The 22,854-nt window shown below is 38.6% G+C and carries 19 protein-coding genes, 1 tRNA gene, 1 other RNA gene and 1 pseudogene; 12 read left to right on the plus strand and 10 right to left on the minus strand.

Going from position 1 to position 22,854, the window contains the following annotated elements:
• The first annotated feature begins 387 nt into the window (after window positions 1-387).
• The 7 genes from AC1DNH_RS03280 to AC1DNH_RS03310 all read left to right on the plus strand — a co-directional run bounded on the left by AC1DNH_RS03280 (window position 388) and on the right by AC1DNH_RS03310 (window position 3,548).
• Complete coding sequence (locus AC1DNH_RS03280; RefSeq protein ID WP_477585014.1) at window positions 388-750, plus strand: hypothetical protein; 363 nt, start codon at window positions 388-390, stop codon at window positions 748-750.
• Between the two features lie 18 nt (window positions 751-768).
• Window positions 769-1,257 carry a hypothetical protein gene (locus AC1DNH_RS03285; RefSeq protein WP_477585015.1) on the plus strand — a complete coding sequence of 163 codons (489 nt, stop codon included), beginning with the start codon at window positions 769-771 and terminating at the stop codon, window positions 1,255-1,257.
• Window positions 1,258-1,320: 63 nt separating this feature from the next.
• Window positions 1,321-1,872, plus strand: coding sequence for a hypothetical protein (locus AC1DNH_RS03290; RefSeq protein WP_477585016.1), 552 nt, complete (start codon window positions 1,321-1,323; stop codon window positions 1,870-1,872).
• Between the two features lie 9 nt (window positions 1,873-1,881).
• Complete coding sequence (locus tag AC1DNH_RS03295; RefSeq protein ID WP_477585017.1) at window positions 1,882-2,175, plus strand: hypothetical protein; 294 nt, start codon at window positions 1,882-1,884, stop codon at window positions 2,173-2,175.
• Between the two features lie 37 nt (window positions 2,176-2,212).
• Entirely contained in the window at window positions 2,213-2,449 is a 237-nt protein-coding gene (locus AC1DNH_RS03300) for a hypothetical protein (RefSeq protein ID WP_477585018.1), read from the plus strand.
• 598 nt (window positions 2,450-3,047) lie between these two features.
• On the plus strand, window positions 3,048-3,224 hold the full coding sequence (locus AC1DNH_RS03305; RefSeq protein WP_477584068.1) for a hypothetical protein: 177 nt from the start codon (window positions 3,048-3,050) through the stop codon (window positions 3,222-3,224).
• A 30-nt stretch (window positions 3,225-3,254) separates the two neighbouring features.
• Entirely contained in the window at window positions 3,255-3,548 is a 294-nt protein-coding gene (locus AC1DNH_RS03310) for a hypothetical protein (RefSeq protein ID WP_477584066.1), read from the plus strand.
• Window positions 3,549-3,927: 379 nt separating this feature from the next.
• On the opposite strand, the gene AC1DNH_RS03315 is transcribed toward AC1DNH_RS03310, so the two are convergent.
• The 5 genes and pseudogenes from AC1DNH_RS03315 to AC1DNH_RS03335 form a co-directional block, all read right to left on the minus strand.
• Window positions 3,928-5,259 carry a Gfo/Idh/MocA family protein gene (locus AC1DNH_RS03315; protein WP_477584064.1) on the minus strand — a complete coding sequence of 444 codons (1,332 nt, stop codon included), beginning with the start codon at window positions 5,257-5,259 and terminating at the stop codon, window positions 3,928-3,930.
• Window positions 5,260-5,609: 350 nt separating this feature from the next.
• A pseudogene (locus tag AC1DNH_RS03320) lies at window positions 5,610-5,780 on the minus strand (helix-turn-helix domain-containing protein); the annotation flags it as partial.
• A gap of 15 nt (window positions 5,781-5,795) precedes the next feature.
• Complete coding sequence (locus tag AC1DNH_RS03325; protein WP_477584062.1) at window positions 5,796-6,524, minus strand: AraC family transcriptional regulator; 729 nt, start codon at window positions 6,522-6,524, stop codon at window positions 5,796-5,798.
• A gap of 43 nt (window positions 6,525-6,567) precedes the next feature.
• Complete coding sequence (locus AC1DNH_RS03330; RefSeq protein WP_477610405.1) at window positions 6,568-7,608, minus strand: SDR family oxidoreductase; 1,041 nt, start codon at window positions 7,606-7,608, stop codon at window positions 6,568-6,570.
• A 161-nt stretch (window positions 7,609-7,769) separates the two neighbouring features.
• Window positions 7,770-7,842, minus strand: a tRNA-Lys gene (locus AC1DNH_RS03335).
• Window positions 7,843-8,024: 182 nt separating this feature from the next.
• On the opposite strand from AC1DNH_RS03335, the gene AC1DNH_RS03340 reads away from it, so the two are divergent.
• The 3 genes from AC1DNH_RS03340 (at window position 8,025) to AC1DNH_RS03350 (ending at window position 11,315) form a co-directional block, all read left to right on the plus strand.
• Window positions 8,025-9,146 (plus strand): formylglycine-generating enzyme family protein, encoded by a 1,122-nt coding sequence (locus AC1DNH_RS03340; protein WP_477625167.1) that lies wholly within the window; start codon window positions 8,025-8,027, stop codon window positions 9,144-9,146.
• Between the two features lie 104 nt (window positions 9,147-9,250).
• Window positions 9,251-10,537 (plus strand): sugar MFS transporter, encoded by a 1,287-nt coding sequence (locus AC1DNH_RS03345; protein WP_477610886.1) that lies wholly within the window; start codon window positions 9,251-9,253, stop codon window positions 10,535-10,537.
• Window positions 10,538-10,808: 271 nt separating this feature from the next.
• The gene (locus AC1DNH_RS03350; RefSeq protein ID WP_477586292.1) at window positions 10,809-11,315 is read left to right on the plus strand and encodes a D-glycero-alpha-D-manno-heptose-1,7-bisphosphate 7-phosphatase; all 507 of its coding nucleotides are present in this window, start codon (window positions 10,809-10,811) and stop codon (window positions 11,313-11,315) included.
• A gap of 947 nt (window positions 11,316-12,262) precedes the next feature.
• Here the strand turns inward: AC1DNH_RS03350 and fsa are convergent.
• Entirely contained in the window at window positions 12,263-12,922 is a 660-nt protein-coding gene (gene fsa / locus AC1DNH_RS03355) for a fructose-6-phosphate aldolase (RefSeq protein WP_029274402.1), read from the minus strand.
• A gap of 87 nt (window positions 12,923-13,009) precedes the next feature.
• Window positions 13,010-13,109, minus strand: an RNA gene (gene ffs, locus AC1DNH_RS03360) — signal recognition particle sRNA small type.
• A gap of 422 nt (window positions 13,110-13,531) precedes the next feature.
• Here ffs and gltB point away from each other — a divergent pair.
• Window positions 13,532-18,031 carry a glutamate synthase large subunit gene (gene gltB / locus AC1DNH_RS03365; protein ID WP_477625168.1) on the plus strand — a complete coding sequence of 1,500 codons (4,500 nt, stop codon included), beginning with the start codon at window positions 13,532-13,534 and terminating at the stop codon, window positions 18,029-18,031.
• Between the two features lie 3 nt (window positions 18,032-18,034).
• On the plus strand, window positions 18,035-19,501 hold the full coding sequence (locus AC1DNH_RS03370; protein WP_477584643.1) for a glutamate synthase subunit beta: 1,467 nt from the start codon (window positions 18,035-18,037) through the stop codon (window positions 19,499-19,501).
• A gap of 457 nt (window positions 19,502-19,958) precedes the next feature.
• On the opposite strand, the gene AC1DNH_RS03375 is transcribed toward AC1DNH_RS03370, so the two are convergent.
• From AC1DNH_RS03375 to AC1DNH_RS03385, 3 genes are all read right to left on the minus strand, one after another.
• The gene (locus AC1DNH_RS03375; RefSeq protein WP_477625169.1) at window positions 19,959-21,296 is read right to left on the minus strand and encodes an OmpA family protein; all 1,338 of its coding nucleotides are present in this window, start codon (window positions 21,294-21,296) and stop codon (window positions 19,959-19,961) included.
• 236 nt (window positions 21,297-21,532) lie between these two features.
• A complete protein-coding gene (locus tag AC1DNH_RS03380) occupies window positions 21,533-22,195 on the minus strand; it encodes a YdeI/OmpD-associated family protein (protein ID WP_477583848.1) in 663 nt (220 codons plus the stop codon).
• 50 nt (window positions 22,196-22,245) lie between these two features.
• On the minus strand, window positions 22,246-22,776 hold the full coding sequence (locus tag AC1DNH_RS03385; protein WP_477583849.1) for an RNA methyltransferase: 531 nt from the start codon (window positions 22,774-22,776) through the stop codon (window positions 22,246-22,248).
• Window positions 22,777-22,854 lie beyond the last annotated feature (78 nt).

The raw sequence follows: 22,854 nt of genomic DNA on the forward strand, positions 1-22,854 counted from the left end.
ATTTTTCTTAAAAATTTCAAAGCAGAATTTGGAAGAACGGTATTAAGTCAGATGACAAGAATCCTGCCTAATTCAAATACAATAAAATTTAGCACTTTAATAAATTTTCTGGAAGAGCGGACCAAGATCGCATTAAAGATTAAGGGCATTGAGAACTGGAATTATTCTATTGCTAAGCTGGAAACACCTGATCGAATATCGTTGTAAAAAGCTATCAAATTTGTGTATGTTTAGCTGAATAGTACAAAAACGGAGAAGTAACGCCAAAAGGGAAAATTGGAAATTTGCTTTATTGAAGACTCCAACCAATAAAAAAAATAAATAATTTTGATGTAGAACAATAGCAATCCGGAAATTTTATGGAGTTGGATACTTCAGAAAATTGTTATGCTTGCTGCTAAAATGCTTAACATGTGGACACCTATTTCAATAGATGAGTTAGATACAAGAATCATACGTGGAGAATTAAAACTGAGTGGTCAAATATTAAGCTTCTGGAATCTCATAAAAATCAAGCCCAGTAAATGGCAGGAAACCGAATATGGAGACGAGGGCGGAGGATTTTGGGTTGTAGCAATCCTCGGTAATGCAGTAGTTTATTACAACGACATTGAGGAAGGCTTTAACGTATCAACATACCAGACTTATGGACATATTAGTGAATATTGGTGTGAGCAGAGCGAACTTGATTGGATAGTTAAACTGCTTTACAGGAGGATCAACGACGAAAAGCAAAAGCCTCGTAACTAACAATACTCCCCTAAAAAAGTGAACTTTTTAAACAAGTTTTTTGGAAACAAACCTCCTGTTGTTGATTGGGAGATGGTAAAATATTCGGATCAGATATATCCGAAACATTCTTTTACCCTCTTAAAGTTAACCATGCAAAATGGCAAGCTAGGCACTGGCTGGGTTGATAAATCATATAGAAAGTACGAGTTCAAAGGATTTTGCCCTTATCATATCGGGATAAGTATTGATCTCACTGGTAAAGTTGCCGAGAATAATCCCGACTTGGATATGGGTACAATTGAGGATTTCTTTTCAGATGAATTGAAGAGGATATGCATTTGCCACTTGGTTTCCAGGCTGGTATCAGACAGAGGAATGGAAATCGAATGTTATTCGGAAAAGAATGAACCTATCGAGCAATTTTTAAGAAAGGTTAGTCTTGCAGAAAACAGATTGGTATCTTTCACCTACGAAATAGATTTTGATCCGAAGTGGAAGCAAGTTAATAGGTTACTTAACATATAACCTATTTGGTTTTATTGAAGATATCAATAATTGAGCCCAGTAACTGAAAAGAGCGATTATACCATGAAAACCGAAATCGACATTTTATCTGATAGAGAAGTAGAAATTTGGGACTATGCTGAATCTCAAAATGGAACAATGGATTTTGTAACTAAAAAACTTTCCGCAGAAGAAATATTCGAGCAGTATCGAAATATTCATAAGTCTTATCTTGAACTGTATTTTCGCATTGATAATGAAACTGCAAAGCTTGAGATCTTAAAGCGAATGATATTTTTAAATTGGTACGCTCTGGTGGAACCGAGTTGTTATACAGGAATTGAAGATCTTGACAATGCAACCGTATCTGAATCGTATTCCATTTTAGATCAATATTTAATCAATGGAAAAATCGATGCAGAATTTAAGTGGATGTTATCTTTTTATTCCAGTTGGGATTACACTATACTTCCATTTTCAGAACATAAACTTGAAGCCTTAACTGCATTTGTAAAAGGGGTAGATACTTCCATTTTAAGCTGTCCTAAAAATCAGTTGCCAAAAGGCACAATGGATAACAGGGGACAGATGGGAATTTACTGGATAAGTATGTCGGTTGAAAAGAAGATTAACTAAAAGAAGCCAATGAATAGACTTACCGTAAGAATTATTGTACTAGAGCCAAGTGAATGGAACCAAGGTAACCTTTTCGGTGAAATTGTTTCCGAACGTGGCGGTGATAAGCTCAAGGTTCGGCTTACTCGACGCATTAAAGGGAGAACATTTTCCAGTAATATCTTGATGCTCACACCAAGTATGAAGAACGAAACCTTTAAACCATTACAGCAATATTATTCTGTGGGTGTTAACGGAAGCATAATAAACGAGCATACCAACGAAGAAGAATTTGTCATTTCTGGTAACGTAACTTATGACTAATTTTCCCCATAAAGTTATTTCAACTTACAGGGTCTTAATGAAAAAGGCCTTTAACGAAGATATTGATGAAGCCTGGATTGATTGGGCTTTGGAAATGATTCAGGCAGGCTATGAATCTGATAATCTTTATATGCTTGCAGGAATGACCAGCCCCTACCATCAGTTTGAAATGCAAAGGTTAACAGATAAAGTTTTCGCTGATCTTAATCTTGACTATGAGGACAAGGGATTGATGATTGCAAATTATGTCTATTACATTATTCAACTACTATAAATGAGCCAACCAGATATCTTTCAGTTCTTAGAGAAATCAAAGACATCTGCATTGCGTTAGATATGGAAAAAAAATACATGGATTTCTATTTGTTATACTCTGCGAAAAGTGATCTCAATGAATCAGAGGTACAGTGGTACTGGGATGGTGCAGACAGCACAAATATCGACCGAATAATTGGGAAGGTATTTGAGAATTATCTAGATAGGAATAAAAGTAAATAGTAGTTTTACTACAACTCGTAAATATTCAAATGAAATTTTTGACCAAAATATTATTACTTGTCATTATCGACTTCTGCATTATATGGGTCTGGGTGAGAACAATGGATCCCGATCCCAGTGTATCAATTGGCATAATTTTGCTAATTCCATTTGTGATTGTAATAAATCTTATTATCGCAGGAATTTTATTTTTCTTCAAAAAACAGTACTCGAAATTTTTTTTGATTAATGCAGTGATTTCAGCATTAATCATAAATTTTCTTTTTAGTGCAGAAATTAGTAGACATCAGAGAAATCGACTTGAAAGTTGGAAATTCAAATATAACAACAGGATATATGAGATAGTACATTGGAAATCAGAAGGTACTTTTAGCATGAGTGAACAACTAGATCCTGGCACATCATTGGAATTTCTGGAAGGAAAGTTTGTTGAGTCTAATAAGGAATATTATCTAACTACAGATTCCACTAAATATGTTATCCGAAAAAATGTTCTTTACGGTTTCGGAAATGGAAGTAAGGGGATTGCTTTAAAAAAGAATGACCTCTAGTTTTTGTACTTATGAAATTTAGTTCGATTTATGAAAATTGATCAAATATCAGAAATTGGAATAGATGCGCAGCAAAGGTTTTACATAAAACCCTCATCAGCCCGTTTTGATCTCATTTACAGAACAGCTACAGAAGTACACTGGGATGCGAGCGGACTTTTCCTATTTTCACCGAAGCCGAGAGAATGGAGTTACTTAGATTGGTACAAACACATAGTTGACGTAGTGAATAATGAGTGTGGTTATAAGCTGGTATTGAACGACGAAACTATATGGACAAACATTCCCAAGGAATTAAAGCAAGAAATTATACAATTGAATTAGAAATCGTTTAAATAAAAGCGGAAATGATCTCCGGCCATTCCCGCTCAGCAAATGTATGTCGGCAATGTGCGAGGTCAGTTTTTTCTTAATTCCGCACAGGAAAGAGCGAATCTCTATTTAGGCAAACTTTATTAGTGGCATATTTTTAGACAATTTCGACGGCTGTTGGCACTAGCGGTACAGAAGACCTTGTTTTTTTATCCCTTTTGCCTTTAACACCGAATCACCCACCATTTTTTGTGAATTCGCGCGAATTTTGGCAATCCCCAAAAGCAAAAACCCTGCTAATCGTGCGATTGCAGGGTTTGATACATTTTGATGGTCTTTAGTATGATCCCGGAGGGACATGTATACCTCCTGATCTGTTTAGACTGTAGCGTTAAACTTTAGGTAAGCTGTAGCCGTTGTGATACTGGGCCAACAGGTATTTATCGTTTACCTTCTGGTCTGTAAACTGATGTTTGGCATTGTCCCATGATAATTTTTGTCCGCTTCTGAAGGCAAGATTTCCCATTTGGGCAACGGTAGCTACATGCGCAGCATCTTGTATAGAACAATTCAGTTCTTCTTTTTTTCTGGATCTCACCACACTAAAGAAATTGACCATATGATTGTCCAGTCCATTGTCTGAAGATTTAACAAAGGGCTTACTCACTTTATTGCCGCTTACCTTTTCTTCAATAACTTCCCAGCCTTGCCTGTTGAGGATCAGCGTGCCGTTGTTACCGATATAGGCAATCCCATGGTTGCGGTTGTAAGAGCCGTTATCAATGCCCATGGCAGAATCCCATACCATGTTGAACTTGTCAAACTCATATAAGGTAGTGAGCGTATCAGGCGTTTCTTCATACAGATCGGGATAGGCGAAGCGGCCACCCAGTGCAGATATGGTTTTTGGTACGGGTGAATTCATGCCCAGCAAGCCATAATCCAATAAATGCACGCCCCAGTCGGTCATTAACCCACCGGCATAATCCCAGAACCAGCGGAAATTGAAGTGATATCTGCTGGCATTGAATGCTCTTTTATTCGCCGGCCCAAGCCACATGGCATAATCAACGCCTGCAGGGGGTAGGGTATCTGGTACTATGGGGGCAGGTTTCATCCAGCCCTGGTAACACCATACTTTTACCGTTCTGATATTTCCTAGCTGGCCACTCTTTACAAAATCAACAGCATCTTTAAAATGTTGCTGACTGCGCTGCCATTGACCTGCCTGCACAACCTTATTGTATTTTTCCTGCGCTTTGACCATGGTACTGCATTCGACAATAGAGTTGCCGACCGGTTTTTCGACATATACATCTTTACCTGCCTGTACTGCATGGATCATCATCAGGGCATGCCAGTGATCGGGTGTGCCGATAATTACGGCGTCGACATCTTTGTTATCGAGCAGCGCACGATAATCTTTATATCTTTTTACTTTCGCGGCGTCAACATTCATCGACTTTAATTCGGCCATCCTTTCATCAAGCACATTGGCATCACTGTCGCACAGGGCGATCAGGTTTACGCCCGGTACTTTGAGGGCCGCTTTGAGGTCGGACCATCCCATGCCTTTGATTCCTATTACACCAATATTGATTTGGTCGTTTGCGCTAATAGTCTTACTGAAAAGGGCATAGGCAGGATTGTCTAAGGCAGAAAGCAGGGCAGTGGTTCCTACTGCGGTTGCAGCGTAGTTGAGGAAATTTCTACGGTTTAACATTTAATTTAGGTTAGATTTATACTGAAAGTAAATTACAAAATAATTAGCGGAGCATCCAGGGTATGGGTAAAATTAATAAGAATGTTACCAGGCCGGCGCTTCTGTTCGAATCCCTTTTAAACAAAAAATCCGCCAAATTCGTTGGAGCATTTCTATGATCGCGCTGAAACGTACACTTAGTGCGAAGATCAGCACTTAATAGTATTTAATGCGGTTTAAATTTTGACTCACCTAATCGCTCTATATGTTTTAGATGCAATTGCTATTAATGAAATATTTTAAGTGAAAAATTTCAGGAAATTTCGGGATTGTGAATAAAAATTGATGAATTAAGAAGACTTAGAATAATTTTAATTTAACGACTTCCTGAATTCAAGAGGCGAAATATCAGTTTTAGCTTTAAATAATTTACTAAAAGATTGAGAATGCTCAAACCCCAATTCATAAGCAATTTCACTCACTGAAAGTTCAGTTGTTGAGAGTTTTTCTTTGGCTTTTTCAATCAGCTTTTCGTGGATGTGCTGTTGCGTGGTTTGTCAGGTTAAATTTTTCAAAAGACTCCGCATATAGTATTGCGACATATTGAATTTGTCTGAAAGAAGCCGAACACTCGGCAAACCTTGTTCTTTGAGATTATTTCCTTTGAAATAATCTTTGAGCAGAATTTCCAGACGTTCCAAAAATTGATGATGCGCTTTATAACGCGTAATAAACTGTCGCTGATAAAATCTTTGAGAATAATTCAAAAGCGTTTCTAACTGAGAAATAATAATGCGCTGACTGAATTTATCAATGTTGGTTTGATATTCCTGCTTGATGTTATCAGTAATTTGCTGGATTTTTATTTCTTCATCTTCGGATAAAAATAATGCTTCATGGACAGAATAGTCAAAGAATTCATATTTCTTGATTGCGCTTGCCAATGGCGTATTCCAAAGAAAATCCGGATGAATCATCATCATCCATCCGGACGGATTTTTGCCATTTTCTTCTCGTATGACGCTCAGAATCTGATGTGGAGCCATACAGAACATCACGCCTTCATCAAAATCGTAATCCTGCTGCCCATATCTATATTTATGATTCATATCTCTCTTGACAGAAATCATATAAAAATCAAACATCAAACGCTGCTTTCCGCTTTCCAAAGCCGGCGCCATATCTTCAAAATTAATCACACTGATGAGCGGATGTTTTGGCTTTGGCAAGCCACGCAAAGTGTGAAATTGAGAGATGGTTTTTATTCTTATTGGCGAATCAGACATCCGTTTAATATTTAATCAAATTTAATGAATATAAAGGTACAGACTATTTTGCCTCAGAGAAATAAACATCATTTTGCAAATCTTCCATCAAAGTTGGGTGTTGAGGATTCCAACCTAATGTTGTCTTAGTTACTTCACTTGAAGTCAGATTGTTAAGCTTTACAAAATGTGCAAACCAGCCGAAATGTGCTGCTGCTTCATCGTTTGTTAGGGAAACAAGTGGAATCTGCAATTTTTCTGCAATAAAAGTTGCAATGTCTTTAAATGGAATTCCCTGTTCTGCAACTGCGTGATATCTAGTTCCGCTTATAAAAGGTTTTTCCAAAGCTAATCGGTACAGTTTTGCTGCATCAAGTCTGTGGACAGCAGGCCAGAAATTATTGCCATCATTAATAATTGCAGCCTTTCTTTTTTCTTTTGCAATATTAATCGAGGTCGGAACAAAACCAATTACATCTCCTTTACCGTGAACAGATGGAGAGAGTCTTACAACGGCAACTTTCACACCTTTTGCAGCTACGGCGTCAGCTGCATTTTCTGTTGCGATTCTGGGATGCGGATTGTTTGCGGAAAGATCTTTTTCAGTTGTGATTCCCTCTTTTGAAAAAAGTGCAGTTCCTGAAGTGATGAGAAAAGATTTGTCTGTTCCCATTAAAGCTTCGCCTATTGTTTCAATCACTTTTCCATCAAGTTTACACATTTCCTCAAATCTTGTAAAATCGTGGACAAATCCTAAATGAATCACTGCATCTGAAGCGATAGCTCCTGATTTCAAACTTTCAAAATCGTTTAAATCTCCGCTGTGTGCTTCTGCGCCGGCTTCAATCAATTTGTTTACTGATTCTTGCGAACGAGCCAATCCCAAAACCTGGTGCCCATGGGCTAATAATTCCTGTACTACGGCAGTTCCTACGAAACCTGTAGCGCCTGTAACAAATACTTTCATTTTGATATAATTTAATGAAGCAAAGTTCAGATTTCGTTTCTGTACTCTTGTAGCCGAAAAGTATTTTCTTGTAGCCGAAATGCGATTTATTGCATATTTTGGCATTTCGGGTAAATAAAATGAAAAGCTTGCAATCATTTGATCTACAAGATTTTACGTATTTTTTATGCTATTTTCTGTGATCCCGCTGGGATTGGCTCAGCCCTGAGCCTTTTACAAATCGAACCCAGGCCGGCGCTTCTGTTCGAATCCCAACAGACATAAAACAAAAAAACCTCACATTTCTGTGAGGTTTTCTGTGATCCCGCTGGGATTCGAACCCAGGACCACTACATTAAAAGTGTAATGCTCTACCAGCTGAGCTACGGAATCTACTTTGCTTAAAACGTTATCCGTTTCCTTTAAAGTGGTGCAAATATAGGGTTATGAAGCATTTCTTACAAATAAAAAATTGCCAAATGCGTTAGTGTATTGATTTATAGGCGAATTAATTATTTAGCTTCTCTTTTTTAAACTTAATTGATATTTTTATCGCTCCTAATTTAATATCAATCATGTATAGATTTCTTTCTGCTTTGTTTTTTTTGCCGCTTCTCTTTATATTTTCCTGTCAATCTAACCATGCTAAGGAAGAAGAAAAGGCTAAACACAAGCAAGATTCTTTAGCCTCATGCGAAAAAAATATGCCAAGCCGTTTTGGTGCGGTAAAAGATGCTTCAAGTTTCGCTTCCAATAATAAAGTAAGTCATGAAGGCATGGTTTTAATTCCAGCTGGCGAATTTGCCATGGGCGCTTCTGATAAAGAGGGCAGGGATGATGAATACCCACAACATCAGGTTAAAGTCTCTTCCTTCTGGATTGATGCTACCGAAGTAACCAATGCCAGTTTTAAAAAGTTTGTTGATGCTACCGGGTATCTTACTACGGCCGAACGTAAACCAGATTGGGAAGAAATGAAAAAACAGCTTCCGGCAGGTACGCCAAAACCGCCAGACAGTGTTTTTGTTGCAGCCTCTTTAGTTTTCTATCAGCCTAAAAGTGTTACCTCTTTAAACGATGCCTCGCAATGGTGGCGTTGGGTTAAAGGCGCCAATTGGAAACATCCTCATGGCCCCAACAGCGATATTAAAGGAAAAGAAAATTTTCCGGTTGTACATGTATCCTGGGATGATGCCATGGCCTATTGTAAATGGTCGGGTAAACGTTTACCAACAGAGGCAGAGTGGGAGTATGCGGCAAGAGGTGCTCTGAAAAATGAAAAATATCCATGGGGGAATGAAGATATAGAAAAGGGTAAGGTAAAAGCCAATACCTGGCAGGGGAGCTTCCCGGTTAAAAACACCAATTGGGATGGTTTTAATGGTTTAGCTGCAGTGAAAAAATTTAAGCCGAACGGTTATGGGCTTTATGATATGGCGGGCAACGTGTGGGAGTGGTGCAGCGATTGGTACCGACCTGATTATTATAGCACGCTTTCAGGGTTGAGCACCAATCCTAAAGGTCCGTCAGATAGCTACGACCCTATGGAGCCGACTATACCTAAAAGAGTGGTAAGGGGTGGTTCTTTTATGTGTAATGCCTCTTATTGTAAAGGTTACCGGGTAACTTCGAGAATGAAAACTTCTGTTGATACGGGCTTAGAGCATACCGGTTTTAGGTGTGTGAGCACCAACTAAAGCCCTTTTCTGTTAAAGTTAAAATTACGCAAACGTTTGACCCTTATTTTATTAAATATTATTGTTTAGTTTGGTCCAAACAAATTAAACCGAACCAAAACTTTATGCAACAAACAACAAAATCAGGTCAAACGCAAGGGCCAAAACCACTTATTATCATTTGTGCCCTATTCTTTATTTTTGGCTTTGTAACCTGGGCAAACGGAACATTAATTCCTTTCTTTAAATTATCTTTCGGATTATCAAACTTACAGGCGTTCTTCGTAACCTTTGCATCGTACATGGCTTACTTCTTTTTAGCGCTGCCATCATCGTGGATACTTAAAAAAGTGGGTTTTAAAAATGGAATTGTTTTAGGCTTGGTTATTTTAGGCCTGGGTTCTTTGATATTTATACCTGCGGCCCAAACCAGAACGTTTGGTTTGTTTTTAACCGGGATTTTTGTTCAGGGTGCTGCATTAGCTTTGTTGCAAACCGCATCAAACCCGTACTTAACCATTATCGGCCCAATAGAAAGTGCTGCAAAACGGATCAGTTTTGCGGGTATTTGTAATAAATTTGCCGGAATGATTGTGCCTTTAATTATGGGCAGTCTGTTTTTGAAAAATGCTACTGAAGTGGAGAAACAGATCAAAGCGGCTACCGGCGCTGTTCACGAGCAGTTATTAAACGATGTTTTAGGCCGTGTAAATATGCCTTACATTGTTTTAGCTATCGTTTTCTGCCTTTTTGCAGTTTTTATTAAATTCACCAACCTTCCAGAAGTTGAAGTGGAAGAAGATGTGATCGACGAAAGCAAAGGAGAGGTGGTAAAACATACAAGTATTTTTCAGTTCCCACACTTGTTCCTGGGTGCACTTTGTATTTTTGTATATGTAGGCGCAGAGGTTATGGCTGGCGATATTATCGGTATTTATGGCCGCGAGCTAGGCATTAGTCCAGAGATTAGCGGTAAACTAACTTCTATTACGCTTTTTAGTATGTTAATCGGTTATATTATTGGTATCGTTACCATTCCAAAATATATATCTCAGCAAAAAGCCCTTAGAATCTGTGCTATTTTAGGCATCATATTTACTGTTTTATCTTTTGCTATTTCCAGTTGGTTTGCCGTAATTTTTGTAGCCTTATTGGGTTTAGCCAATTCGTTAATGTGGCCGGCAATTTTCCCGCTGGGCATTAGCCACTTGGGTAAATTTACCAAAATCGGTTCGGCGATAATGATTATGGGTATTGCAGGTGGTGCTTTAATGCCATTATTATATGCTTTCTTAAATGAAAAATTACATGTTAACTTTCAACTGGCTTATCTTTTAACTGTATTACCTTGTTACTTGTACATTCTGTATTTTGCTATAAAAGGCCATAAAGCAGGATTGAATCTGAAATAACCAAAACCAAATAAATTTTATGATTAAGCCCGGTCTTTAATTAGATTGGGCTTTCTTTTGTCCTTAATTTTCAGTTATTTTGGCGAATTATAAAGAGGATGTATCATTTGTTATAATTTATTCCATTCGAATTTTGTCACGTTGAGCTTGTCGAAACGCTGAGAGGCATTTAAACAGGTCCTTCGACAGGCTCTCCGTAGGAGTCCTTTGGACAGGATGACAAATTTATATTTATGATACCGTCTCAAATCACAATACTCATATCTCAATAATGAATAAAGCTATTTTTCTAGACCGTGATGGTGTACTCAATCACGAAATATATGATTACATCTGCCGTGTTGAAGATTTTAAAATCCTCGATTACCAGATTCCAGTATTAAAAAAACTATTCGATGAAGGTTATCTTTTAATCGTAATTACCAACCAGGGTGGTATTGCCTTAAAACGTTATACCGAACAAGAGCTGGCCATTATGCACCAAATGCTCCGCAATGCTTTTGTTGCTCAAGGAGCCGATATTGCTGGTTTTTATTATTGCCCGCATCATCCAACTGTTGGTGGCGAATGCAAGTGTAGAAAACCTGCTTCGGGAATGATTTTGGATGCAATTGAGATGTACGATATCGACCCGGCACAATCTATTATGATCGGCGATAAACCAAGAGATGTTGAAGCTGCAAATGGGGCAGGAGTGAAAGGTATTCTAATCGAACCTGATGAGCAGATCAGTTATGAGAAAATAAAGGAAGTCCTTAGTCGTGAGTCTTTAGTCTAAAGTCTCTTTTTAAAGTGCATAAAAAACGCTAAGTCCAGATTTATATTGATTTATGGATTAGATTATTGATTAAAGTTTGATCATTTGGGCGTTTTAACACGCTGTACACTGTATCTTTTTGGCTGTCCTTCGACTACACTCTCCACAGGAGTCCTTTGGACAGGATGACAGCCAAAAAGGATGCCGTTTCCATCGTTAACGCAAAATAACGCGATGACTTACGAAGTTTAGAAAGGGAAGGAGCGGATGAATAACTTCGTAAGTCAGAAGCTTCTGGAATTCTATTACGCCTTTCCCCACCTAATACTTACGAAATCCTTCCATGCGCTTGCCCATTGAGATTTCGTAAGTACCTGGCCACCTAGACCTGATTGAAATGGCATTCCGGTTTTCGACTATTTAACCTTATCGAAAATTCACCGGAATATAATGGAAAGCAGGACTACAGCTGCCTACGAGCACTGTTTCTGCGCTCCAAAAAAATAAACTTCGTAAGTCAGAAGCTTCTGGAATTCTATTACGCTTTTCCCCACCTAATACTTACGAAATCCTTCCATGCGCTTGCCCATTGAGATTTCGTAAGTACCTGGCCACCTAGACCTGATTGAAATGGCATTCCGGTATTCGACTATTTAACCTTATCGAAAATTCACCGGAATATAATGGAAAGCAGGACTACAGCTGCCTACGAGCACTGTTTCTGCGCTCCAAAAAAATAAACTTCGCAATGACTTACAAAGTTTAGAAAGGGAAGGAGCGGATGAATAACTTCGCAAGTCAGAAGCTTCTGAAATTCTATTACGATTTTCCCCACCTCATACTTACGAAATCCTTCCAGGCGCTTAGCCATTGAGATTTCGTAAGTGCCCATAAAACAAAAATCCTAAGTCTTAAACCGGAAATCCGACTCAAGACTTAGGACTAAAAGACTTTCGACTTTATAATTCTTATTTCCCAGCAGCTTTAGCGTGGTCGGCTAAAAATGTAGCTAAACCGCTATCTGTTAGTGGGTGTTTTAATAAACCTGCAATAGCAGCCAATGGTGCAGTAATTACATCAGCACCTAATTTAGCACAGTTAACGATGTGTAATGGTCCGCGGATTGATGCAGCTAAAATCTGAGTTTCGTAACCGTAGTTATCAAAAATAGTTCTGATATCTTCAATTAAAACCAAACCATCGCTAGAAATATCATCTAAACGGCCTAAAAACGGAGAAACATAAGTAGCTCCAGCTTTAGCAGCTAATAATGCCTGTCCGGCAGAAAAAATTAAAGTACAGTTTGTTTTAATTCCTTTTGACGAGAAATATTTAATGGCTTTAACACCATCTTTAATCATTGGTACTTTTACTACGATTTTCGGGTTTAAAGCGGCTAAAGCTTCACCTTCTTTAATAATCTCATCGAAAGTAGTAGCAATAACTTCAGCACTTACGTTATCATCAACAATATCGCAGATAGCTTTGTAGTGGTTAATTACATTTTGTTCGCCAGTAATACCTTCTTTCGCCATTAAGCTAGGGTTGGTGGTTACGCCATCTAAAATGCCAAGATCTTGCGCTTCTTTGATTTGATCAAGATTTGCTGTGTCAATAAAAAATTTCATGTTTATAAATTCTTAAATATTTGAGTTTCTATGATTGAACCCTGAAGAATTTAGTTCCCCCTTCAGGGGATTAAGGGAAAAGAAAAAAAAGGGCAAGCACCTTCTATCGCACCGCTACAACCTTCTACCCTTGCTGTGTTCCCACCCTGGGGGAGTTCAAAGGGAGCTGGTCGTAAAAGACTTGCCCGGCCACAAAGGTAGAAAAAGAAGTTGTTACACAAAATGCATTTTTGTATTTTTTTTCTCTTTTAGGCTATGTAGCTGATTAGTAAATTAATAAAATTAAAATGTGTATTTTTAGAAGTTAGCAGGAAATACAAGATAAATAATTTTTCAAGCATACTATTTATATATAAATTAAATATTCACAAATAAATCAACAATTAAAACGATTTATGTTGAGATTTAGCAGAAAAAGCGCATTTATTGTATAATATTACCATTATAAATTTGACAAATATTCATCCATATTATTATCATTTTTTTAATCTAAAAGCTTTAAATTACTTAAGGACTAAAATTTTTCTAAAAATCGTGTCAACTCTGTAATTTAAGATTTGTTTTTCGTATCTTAGTGTTTCCTATACACTAACAACTAACGAGCAAAGAATGGAACCAAACAGTGGATTGTACGATGCGCAATTTGAACACGATGCCTGCGGTATTGGGTTCGTTGCACATGTGAAAGGGCGAAAATCGCATCAAATCATCTCTGATGCACTTACTATTTTAGAGAATCTAGATCATAGAGGGGCATGTGGAGCAGAACCAAATACAGGCGATGGTGCAGGTATTATGATTCAGATTCCTCACGAATTTTTTTACGACGAATGTTTAAAAGCTGGCTTTAGCCTACCAGAAACCAATAATTATGGTGTAGGTATGTTATTTATGCCGAAAGATATCAGATCGAGAGAAGAGTGCAGAGAATTGATTTACCGTGCCGCCGAAAAATTAGGCCTGGAAATTTTAGGCTTTAGAAAAGTTGATGTTGACACAACAGATATTGGCAATATGGCCCTTTCTGTTGAACCAGAAATTGAGCAGGTATTTATTGCCCGTCCTTATGCAGTAGCACCAGGAGCAGATTTCGAACGTAAACTTTATATTTTTAAAAATTACCTGATTAAACTGATCGTAAACACCGTTCATGGTGGTAAAGATTTTTATATTGTTTCGCTTTCTGCGCAAACCATTATATATAAAGGTCAGCTTACTTCTTTACAGGTACGTACATATTTTACCGATCTAACCGATAAGCGCATGGTTTCTGCTTTAGGTTTAGTTCACTCACGTTTTGCAACCAATACTTTCCCTTCGTGGAGGTTGGCGCAGCCATTCCGCTTTATTGCACATAATGGTGAGATTAACACTTTACAAGGAAATTTAAACTGGTTTAGAGCAGGCGTTAAGTCTTTTGCTTCTGCTTACTTTACGCCGGAAGAATTAGATATGTTATTGCCTGTAATTGACGAAACCAATTCAGATTCAGGCTGTTTAGATAATGTTATTGAGCTGTTACTTCACTCTGGAAGAACCCTGCCTCATGTATTAATGATGTTGGTGCCGGAAGCCTGGGATGGTAATGAAGATATGGATCCTGTTAAAAGGGCATTCTACGAATTCCATGCTACTTTAATGGAGCCATGGGATGGACCTGCAGCCATTGCTTTTACCGACGGTAAATTAATAGGTGCTACTTTAGACCGTAATGGTCTTCGTCCTTCACGTTATGCCATTACTTCTGACGACCGTGTAATTATGGGTTCTGAGGCTGGTGCATTAGCTATCGACCAAAGTACTGTAATTGAAAAAGGCCGTTTAACGCCAGGCAAAATGTTCGTGGTGGATATGGAGCAGGGTAGAATTATCAGCGATAACGAAATTAAAGAAGAAGTTTGTGGTAAAAGCCCTTATGCCGATTGGATTAATCAATACCAGATCCGTTTAGAGGAATTACCTGAGCCACGTGTAATGTTCACCGGCTTATCTACAGAGTCTATTTTCAAATATCAACAGGTTTTTGGTTACAGCAGAGAAGATGTAGATCTTTTGCTTAAACCTATGGCCATTGAAGGTAAAGAACCAATTGGCTCGATGGGTACCGATACACCATTGGCTATTTTATCAAAACGTCCTCAGCATTTATCTTCTTATTTTAAGCAGTTATTTGCACAGGTAACCAATCCGCCAATTGATCCGATCAGGGAGAAAGTGGTAATGAGTTTGGCCAGTTTTATGGGTAGCATGGGTAACTTGTTGGAAGAAACTCCAAAACAAGCGCACTGTGTAGCCATTAAACACCCAATCTTAACCAATCAGGAATTAGAAAAGTTAAGAAGTATTGATACAGGTGTTTTCCAGGCGAAAACTTTACAGACTTATTTCAGGGCTGATGGCAAACCGGGCGCTATGGCAAAAGCCTTAGACCGTTTATGCCGTTATGCGGTTGATGCAGTTGAAGATGGTTTCCAGGTAATTGTATTAACTGATAGGGCTATTGACTCTGAGCATGCTGCCATGCCTTCTTTATTGGCGGTTTCTGCTGTACACCATCACTTAATCCGCAAGGGATACCGTGGTGCTGTAGGTATTGTGATCGAGGCTGGTGATATCTGGGAAGTACATCATTTTGCCACATTACTGGGCTTTGGTGTTACGGCGATTAACCCTTACCTGGCTTTAGAAACCATTAATGAGTTTAAAGAAGAATCGGGCTTATCAACAGAGCAGCTTACCAAAAACTATATCTATGCGGTAAATAGCGGTTTACTTAAAATTTTCTCTAAAATGGGAATCTCAACCTTGCAATCATACCAGGGGGCGCAGATTTTCGAGATTTTAGGTTTAAATAAACAAGTAGTGAATACTTATTTCACCGGCGCAGTTTCACGTATTGGTGGTTTAGGACTGGATGAAATTGCAAAAGAAACGTTAATTAAACATCACCGCAGTTTTGGTCCGTTAACAGAAACCGAAAACCTGTTACCAGCAGGTGGAACTTATAAATTCCGCCGTAAAGGTGAAGCGCATTTGTTTAACCCGCAAACCATTCACTTGTTGCAAAACGCAACCCGTAAAAACGATTACAATATTTTCAAACAGTACTCTAAACTGGTGAATGAGCAAACACAACAAGCTTATACCATCCGTGGATTGTTCGAATTTAACTATAGCCGCCCATCGGTACCTTTAAATGAGGTAGAATCAACCGAGGCAATTTTAAAAAGATTTGCAACAGGGGCAATGTCCTTCGGTTCAATTTCTCATGAGGCGCATTCTACTTTAGCGATTGCCATGAACCGTATCGGTGGAAAGAGCAATACCGGAGAGGGTGGTGAAGATGAAATGCGTTATACTAAATTGCCAAATGGCGATAGTATGCGCTCGGCAATTAAACAAGTGGCTTCTGCACGTTTTGGTGTAACCAGTTACTATTTAACCAATGCCGATGAGTTACAGATTAAAATGGCTCAGGGCGCTAAACCAGGAGAAGGTGGTCAATTACCAGGGCACAAAGTGGATGACTGGATTGCAAAAGTTCGTCACTCTACACCAGGCGTTGGTTTAATTTCACCTCCGCCTCACCACGATATTTATTCGATCGAAGATTTAGCACAGTTAATTTTTGATTTGAAAAATGCTAACCGTGCAGCAAGGATCAATGTAAAACTGGTTTCGAAAGCTGGCGTGGGTACTATTGCCGCGGGTGTTGCTAAAGCACATGCCGATGTGATTCTGGTATCTGGTTTTGATGGTGGAACGGGAGCATCTCCTTTAACTTCAATTCAACATGCTGGTTTACCATGGGAGTTAGGCTTAGCAGAAGCACACCAAACTTTGGTAAAAAACAAATTGCGTAACCGTATCGTGTTACAAACAGATGGTCAGCTTAAAACGGGTAGAGATATCGCTATCGCTGCATTATTAGGTGCTGAAGAATGGGGTGTTGCAACAGCAGCCTTGGTAACTTCGGGATGTATTATGATGCGTAAATGCCATTTAAATACTTGTCCGGTTGGCGTAGCAACACAAGATCCGGAATTAAGAAAATTATTTACCGGTGATGCTGACCATGTAGTGAACTTATTTTACTTCCTTGCGGAAGAGTTACGTGAGATTATGGCTGAATTAGGTTTCAGAACGATCCACGAAATGATCGGTCAGGCTGATATTTTAAAAGTACGCGAATTGCCTGCTGAAGACTGGAAATTGAAACACCTTGATTTATCAGCTATATTATATAAAGCTGAAGAAAATGGTTTGCCTTTATTTAATACTGAAGGCCAGGATCATGGTTTGGATCATGTTTTAGATCATAAATTAATTGCCGCTGCACAACCTGCCATTGATCATAACGAACCGGTATTTGCCAGTTTCGATGTAAAAAATACCGACCGTGCACTGGGTACCATGTTATCAAATGAAATTTCGAAAGTTCATTTAGGCCCTGGTTTACCTCCTGACACGATCAACTTTAAATTTGTTGGTTCGGCCGGGCAGAGTTTCGGTGCTTTCAATACCCGTGGGGTAACGTTATCATTAGAAGGTGAAGCGAACGATTACGTAGGTAAAGGATTATCGGGCGCAAGATTGGCCATTTATCCTTTCTCAAACTCAACTTTTATCCCTGAGCAAAATATCATTATCGGTAACGTAGCCCTTTATGGCGCAACTTCTGGTGAGTTATTTGCCCGTGGTAAAGCAGGTGAGCGTTTCGCCGTACGTAACTCTGGTGCAACAGCTGTTGTTGAAGGAGTGGGCGATCACGGTTGCGAATACATGACAGGTGGTGAAGTGTTGATTCTTGGTGATACCGGAAGCAATTTCGCTGCTGGTATGAGTGGTGGTGTAGCCTGGATTTATGATGCCAACGGAACTTTTGCACGCAAATGCAATAAAGAAATGGTTGATCTTGATCCATTACAAGCTGAGGATGAAGAACGCATTTTAGCTTTACTTAAAACGCATATCCGCTTAACGGATAGTAGAGTAGCTGAGTTTATCTTAAGCGACTGGAAAACTCAATCTGCTCATTTCGTAAAAGTATTCCCTAAAGAATATAAAGCAGTTTTAAGCAAACGTAATCAACAAGTAAAAACACACTAGGCCATGGGAAAAGTAACAGGATTTCAAGAATACGATAGAGTTGCGCCCACCAGAGAAGAGGCTGCAACACGAGTAAAACACTATGGGGAATTTTTAAATGAATTGCCCTCAAAAGAATTAAATAATCAAGCTGCCCGTTGTATGGATTGCGGCGTACCTTTCTGCCAATCAGGCTGCCCATTGGGTAACGTGATACCAGAATTTAACGATGCCGTTTATCAGGGTAAATGGGAATTAGCTGCAAATATTTTATTAAGCACCAATAATTTCCCTGAATTTACAGGTAGAATTTGTCCTGCGCCATGCGAATCAGCATGCGTATTAGGCATTAACCGTCCGCCGGTTTCTATCGAGGAAATTGAAAAACATATCATCGAAATTGCTTTCGAAAAAGGATTTATCAAAGCAAAAGCACCATTAATCAGAACTGGCAAAAAAGTAGCTGTAATTGGTTCAGGTCCTGCGGGCTTAGCTGCTGCTGCTCAGTTAAATAAGGTTGGGCATGAAGTTACCGTTTTCGAACGTGACGATGCTCCAGGTGGTTTATTAAGATACGGTATTCCTGATTTTAAACTACAAAAAAATGTAGTGGATCGCCGTATCGATTTAATGAAAGAAGAAGGCATTATTTTTAAATGTAATGCCAATGTTGGCGAGAATGTTGAGATCGGTACATTGTTACGCGATTTCAACGCGATTGTATTGGCAGGAGGTTCAACTATTCCACGCGATTTACCAATTAATGGCCGTTCTGCCAAAGGGGTTCACTTTGCAATGGATTTCTTGAAACAACAAAATAAACGTGTAGCGAGCAGAGCCGTTGAAACGGAAGATATTATGGCTACCGGTAAAAATGTAATCGTAATTGGTGGTGGCGATACGGGATCTGACTGTATTGGTACTTCAAACCGTCATGGTGCGAAATCGGTTACACAATTCGAGATTATGCCAATGCCGCCACAGGCACGTAACGAGCATATGCCTTGGCCAAATTACCCAATGTTGCTAAAAAATACGTCTTCTCATGAAGAAGGTGCACAAAGGGCTTGGTCGGTAAATACTAAAAACTTTATTGCTGATGAAAAAGGAAACCTTAAAGCATTAAAAGTAGTTGATGTAGAGTGGGAAATTGATGCAAACGGACGTCCGGTTACTTTTAAAGAAGTGGCTGGTACCGAAAGAGATCTTCCATGCGAACTGGTACTTTTAGCAATGGGTTTCTTACATCCTCAAAAAGAAGGTTTAATTGAGAAATTAGGTGTGGAATTGGATAACCGCGGAAACGTAAAAGCATCTGAACACACTTACCAAACCAATATTGCTAAGATTTTTGCCGCAGGTGATGTTCGCCGCGGACAATCATTAGTAGTCTGGGCCATTTCAGAAGGTAGAGAAGCTGCCCGTAAGGTAGACGAATACTTAATGGGAACAACCAAACTGGCATCGAAAGATGCGGTTGCATACGCATAGTAGGTTTAAATTCTATATTTTTAGGGTCGTGGTTTGCACCACGACCTTTTTTTGTTTTTATGCGGTCGTCATACTGACCTTGTTTCATTACGAGCTTTTGTATAAACGGTATCAGCATCTTTTACCAGACAGCCAGTTAAAGCAATATGATAAACGCTTCATTGTGAATTCTTTCACCAGCATACTTTTTCAACGGATACCCGCTGGGCCCAGTACCAGCAAGATGAACGAGGAAACAGGGGCGGGATCAAGGTACACACCCTGACCGTTTAAAATTGGGAACCTTGGAAATAGATTTTAAAACATAAACAAATTAGCTAACTAATAAACCTCCATTTATTTTCTATATCAATTTTAACCTGACAAAAGTGAAGTAAATTCAGCATGACGCAACGTATATAAAAAAAGCTCCTCAGAAATTAATCTGAGGAGCTTTTTTGTTAACCTTTATTTACCATTAGTATAAAGTAAACTCTACACGACGGTTTTGTTGACGGCCAGCTGCAGTTTTGTTTGTTGCAATTGGTTGGTCAGGTCCGTAACCTGTAGCTTCAATTCTTGATGCATTTGCACCTTGAGATACTAAATAAGCTTTTACCGATTCTGCTCTGTCTTTAGATAAACGTAAGTTTAATTCTCTACCGCCGGTATTATCAGTATGACCAGCTAATTTTAAGCTGAAGTTTTTCTCAACCAATAAACCAGCAACACGATTTAAAGTAGCAAATGATTTAGAACGGATAGTTGATTTACCTAAATCGAACTCTAAGTTAGAAATCGCATCTTTAACAACTTTACGGTCAGCTTCAGTAATTACTCTGGTTTCTTTAATTACTTCACGTTGAACTTTGATCGGACAACCAGAGCCATCAACAACAGTACCCGATGCAGTGCCAGGGCATTTGTCGAATTTGTTTGCTACACCATCATTATCATCATCGCCTAGATCTTTAGCATACTGCTCTCTATCGCGTTGTGCATTTTGCTCAGCGGTTGATAATGCTCTTCTTAATTCAGCACTTTCCTCAGCAGTTTGCTTGTTTAAATTGGCCAATGAGCTATAGTTTTGTAACTGAGGTTTTGATTTATCTCCAATGGCAAACTCTAAACCAGCGTGTGCATAAGCAAACCTATCGTTTGTAGGACCATTAAATCCATCAAATTTAGCCGATTTAACAAAGTTAACATCGTAACCTAAATCAACATTAATACCTTTAGCTACACCTAGTTTTAAACCAGCACCAACTGGTACAAACCAACCTTCTCTGTAAGAACCGGCATCATTGGTATTAGGAGTTGTGGTAGCGCCTGACGACATATAACCAGCACCAGCTTTTAAATAAGGGATAAGTACTGCATTTTCTTGGTTGATGTTAATGTTTGCTACATTCCAAACTGCAGATAAAGCACCCGACCATTGGATATTGGTTTTATAACCTGTGTTTGCAGCATAAGTAGTATTTCCATTTGCGTCAACTCCATTGGCCAATCTCAATTCTTCAACTTTACCGCCCAGGAAATCGGCTTGAATGCCTAAAGAAGGTAAAATTTGTTTTTTAATGTAACCACCGTAACCGATGTGCTCAACCGGAGTTTCAAATTGATGGTTCGAATTGCCAAAAATAGTTCTCGGGGTTAATAAACCTCCATGAACACCAATAGACCAGGTACGGAATTGAGTAGGAGAGAAACGGCCTGCAGCGCTTGTGCTGGTTGGCGTTTCCTGTGCAAATAATTGTGATGATAAACCTAATAAAGCAATCAACATTGTTGATTTAGTAATTCTTGTATTCATGTTTTTCTATTTTGTAAATATTAGTCTCTTAACAGTTTTTGCATCATACTGTTTTGCATGGACTAAGAAAAAACCCTGCCAAAAGCATTATTTTTCTTACAAATAGCATGTTATCAGAAGATTAGGAGGGTAAATAAATTCCACAAAAATATTACTACGTAACTGAAATCACGTTGATTTTTGTATAGTATTCTATACAAAAAATTAAAAAGAACCTTTGTGTAGTAGTTTAAATTCTACTTGTCTGACGGATTTTTCTTATTGTTCAGTAACATCTCCAGTGTTTTTTCGAGCCTGTTTGTACGCGTCTTTTCCTGTTTCGCAGATAAAAGCCAAAGTACGTATTCTTTCCTGTGGGAGTAAGCGAGTTGGTTAAAGTAATCTAATGCTTTAGGATGGCTTTCTAAAAGGGTTTTTAAATCTTCAGGGAGTTTAACAGTTCTGTTCACTGGATCTATATATCCGCCAAATTCGTTGGTCTTAATATGATCATTTCTCAAGCCCGATGGCTTTACTTCAGTAATGAATTTTAAACGCAGGGCAGTCCAGGTTTCGTTTACTGCAACCGAAGCACAGGGTGTTAAACCAAACTTTTTAAGCTCTTGCCAGCTTTTCATCAGATCAAGATCGGATTTGATTTTTGAAGATTTTTTGGGATAGAATACCCAAAAAGTAGTTTTTGCATCAATATGGCAAATATTACTTTCAATTTGCTGGTTAAGTTGATCTGTGCTCGTGGTAAAAATGATTAATACATTAAAATAAACTTCTTCAGTATATTTTATAGCGATATATGGATCGACCTCACCAAAAATGATAAGCGCATCCTCGGGTGCATTTATTACCCTAACAGTGTAGTTAGGTTTAACCTGAAGTTTTTTTAATAATAAATTTTCCATTTTATAAGTCTGATCAACATTGTGTTCTTTGTGGTTAAAAAATAGATGGATTACAACCTTAATTTAGCGAAGAAATCCCAAAAAACAATACCGGCAGAGATTACGATGTTAAAGGAATGTTTGGTTCCAAATTGAGGAATTTCGATACATTCATCAATTTTTGCCATCACTTCGTCGCTCACACCATCAACCTCGTTTCCAAAAATCAGTGCATATTTTTTATTCTGATCGGGCTGGAAAGTGTTCAGCATGGTACTGTTTTCGGCTTGTTCTATTGCAATGATCTCATAACCCAAGGCCCTTAAGGCATCAACTGCCTGTAAGGTATCGGTATAATGAATCCAATCTACAGATTGTGTAGCGCCTAGCGCTGTTTTCTCAATTTCGCGGTGCGGTGGTTGAGCCGTTATGCCACAAAGGATAACTTTTTCCAATGCAAATCCGTCGGCTGTGCGGAATATAGAACCTACGTTGTGCATACTGCGCACATTATCCAACACCACCACAACAGGTAATTTTTCCTGTGCTTTAAACGCTTCAATATCCGGACGATTAAGCTCGTCTAATTTTAATTTTCTCATTAACATTTAATGTTTTACCACAGATAAACAGGATGAACACAGATGGTATATTTTTTTGTTCGTAACTAAATAATTATC

This window comes from Pedobacter sp. 01N310, from assembly GCF_056399805.1.

Bases quoted from the DNA above. Each gene is read 5' to 3' on its own strand.
- AC1DNH_RS03280 (WP_477585014.1), top strand. From the start codon at position 388: ATGCTTGCTGCTAAAATGCTTAACATGTGGACACCTATTTCAATAGAT.
- AC1DNH_RS03290 (WP_477585016.1), top strand. From the start codon at position 1,321: ATGAAAACCGAAATCGACATTTTATCTGATAGAGAAGTAGAAATTTGG.
- AC1DNH_RS03295 (WP_477585017.1), top strand. From the start codon at position 1,882: ATGAATAGACTTACCGTAAGAATTATTGTACTAGAGCCAAGTGAATGG.
- AC1DNH_RS03300 (WP_477585018.1), top strand. From the start codon at position 2,213: ATGAAAAAGGCCTTTAACGAAGATATTGATGAAGCCTGGATTGATTGG.
- AC1DNH_RS03305 (WP_477584068.1), top strand. From the start codon at position 3,048: ATGAGTGAACAACTAGATCCTGGCACATCATTGGAATTTCTGGAAGGA.
- AC1DNH_RS03310 (WP_477584066.1), top strand. From the start codon at position 3,255: ATGAAAATTGATCAAATATCAGAAATTGGAATAGATGCGCAGCAAAGG.
- AC1DNH_RS03315 (WP_477584064.1), bottom strand. From the start codon at position 5,259: ATGTTAAACCGTAGAAATTTCCTCAACTACGCTGCAACCGCAGTAGGA.
- AC1DNH_RS03325 (WP_477584062.1), bottom strand. From the start codon at position 6,524: ATGTCTGATTCGCCAATAAGAATAAAAACCATCTCTCAATTTCACACT.
- AC1DNH_RS03330 (WP_477610405.1), bottom strand. From the start codon at position 7,608: ATGATTGCAAGCTTTTCATTTTATTTACCCGAAATGCCAAAATATGCA.
- AC1DNH_RS03340 (WP_477625167.1), top strand. From the start codon at position 8,025: ATGTATAGATTTCTTTCTGCTTTGTTTTTTTTGCCGCTTCTCTTTATA.
- AC1DNH_RS03345 (WP_477610886.1), top strand. From the start codon at position 9,251: ATGCAACAAACAACAAAATCAGGTCAAACGCAAGGGCCAAAACCACTT.
- AC1DNH_RS03350 (WP_477586292.1), top strand. From the start codon at position 10,809: ATGAATAAAGCTATTTTTCTAGACCGTGATGGTGTACTCAATCACGAA.
- fsa (WP_029274402.1), bottom strand. From the start codon at position 12,922: ATGAAATTTTTTATTGACACAGCAAATCTTGATCAAATCAAAGAAGCG.
- gltB (WP_477625168.1), top strand. From the start codon at position 13,532: ATGGAACCAAACAGTGGATTGTACGATGCGCAATTTGAACACGATGCC.
- AC1DNH_RS03370 (WP_477584643.1), top strand. From the start codon at position 18,035: ATGGGAAAAGTAACAGGATTTCAAGAATACGATAGAGTTGCGCCCACC.
- AC1DNH_RS03375 (WP_477625169.1), bottom strand. From the start codon at position 21,296: ATGAATACAAGAATTACTAAATCAACAATGTTGATTGCTTTATTAGGT.
- AC1DNH_RS03380 (WP_477583848.1), bottom strand. From the start codon at position 22,195: ATGGAAAATTTATTATTAAAAAAACTTCAGGTTAAACCTAACTACACT.
- AC1DNH_RS03385 (WP_477583849.1), bottom strand. From the start codon at position 22,776: ATGAGAAAATTAAAATTAGACGAGCTTAATCGTCCGGATATTGAAGCG.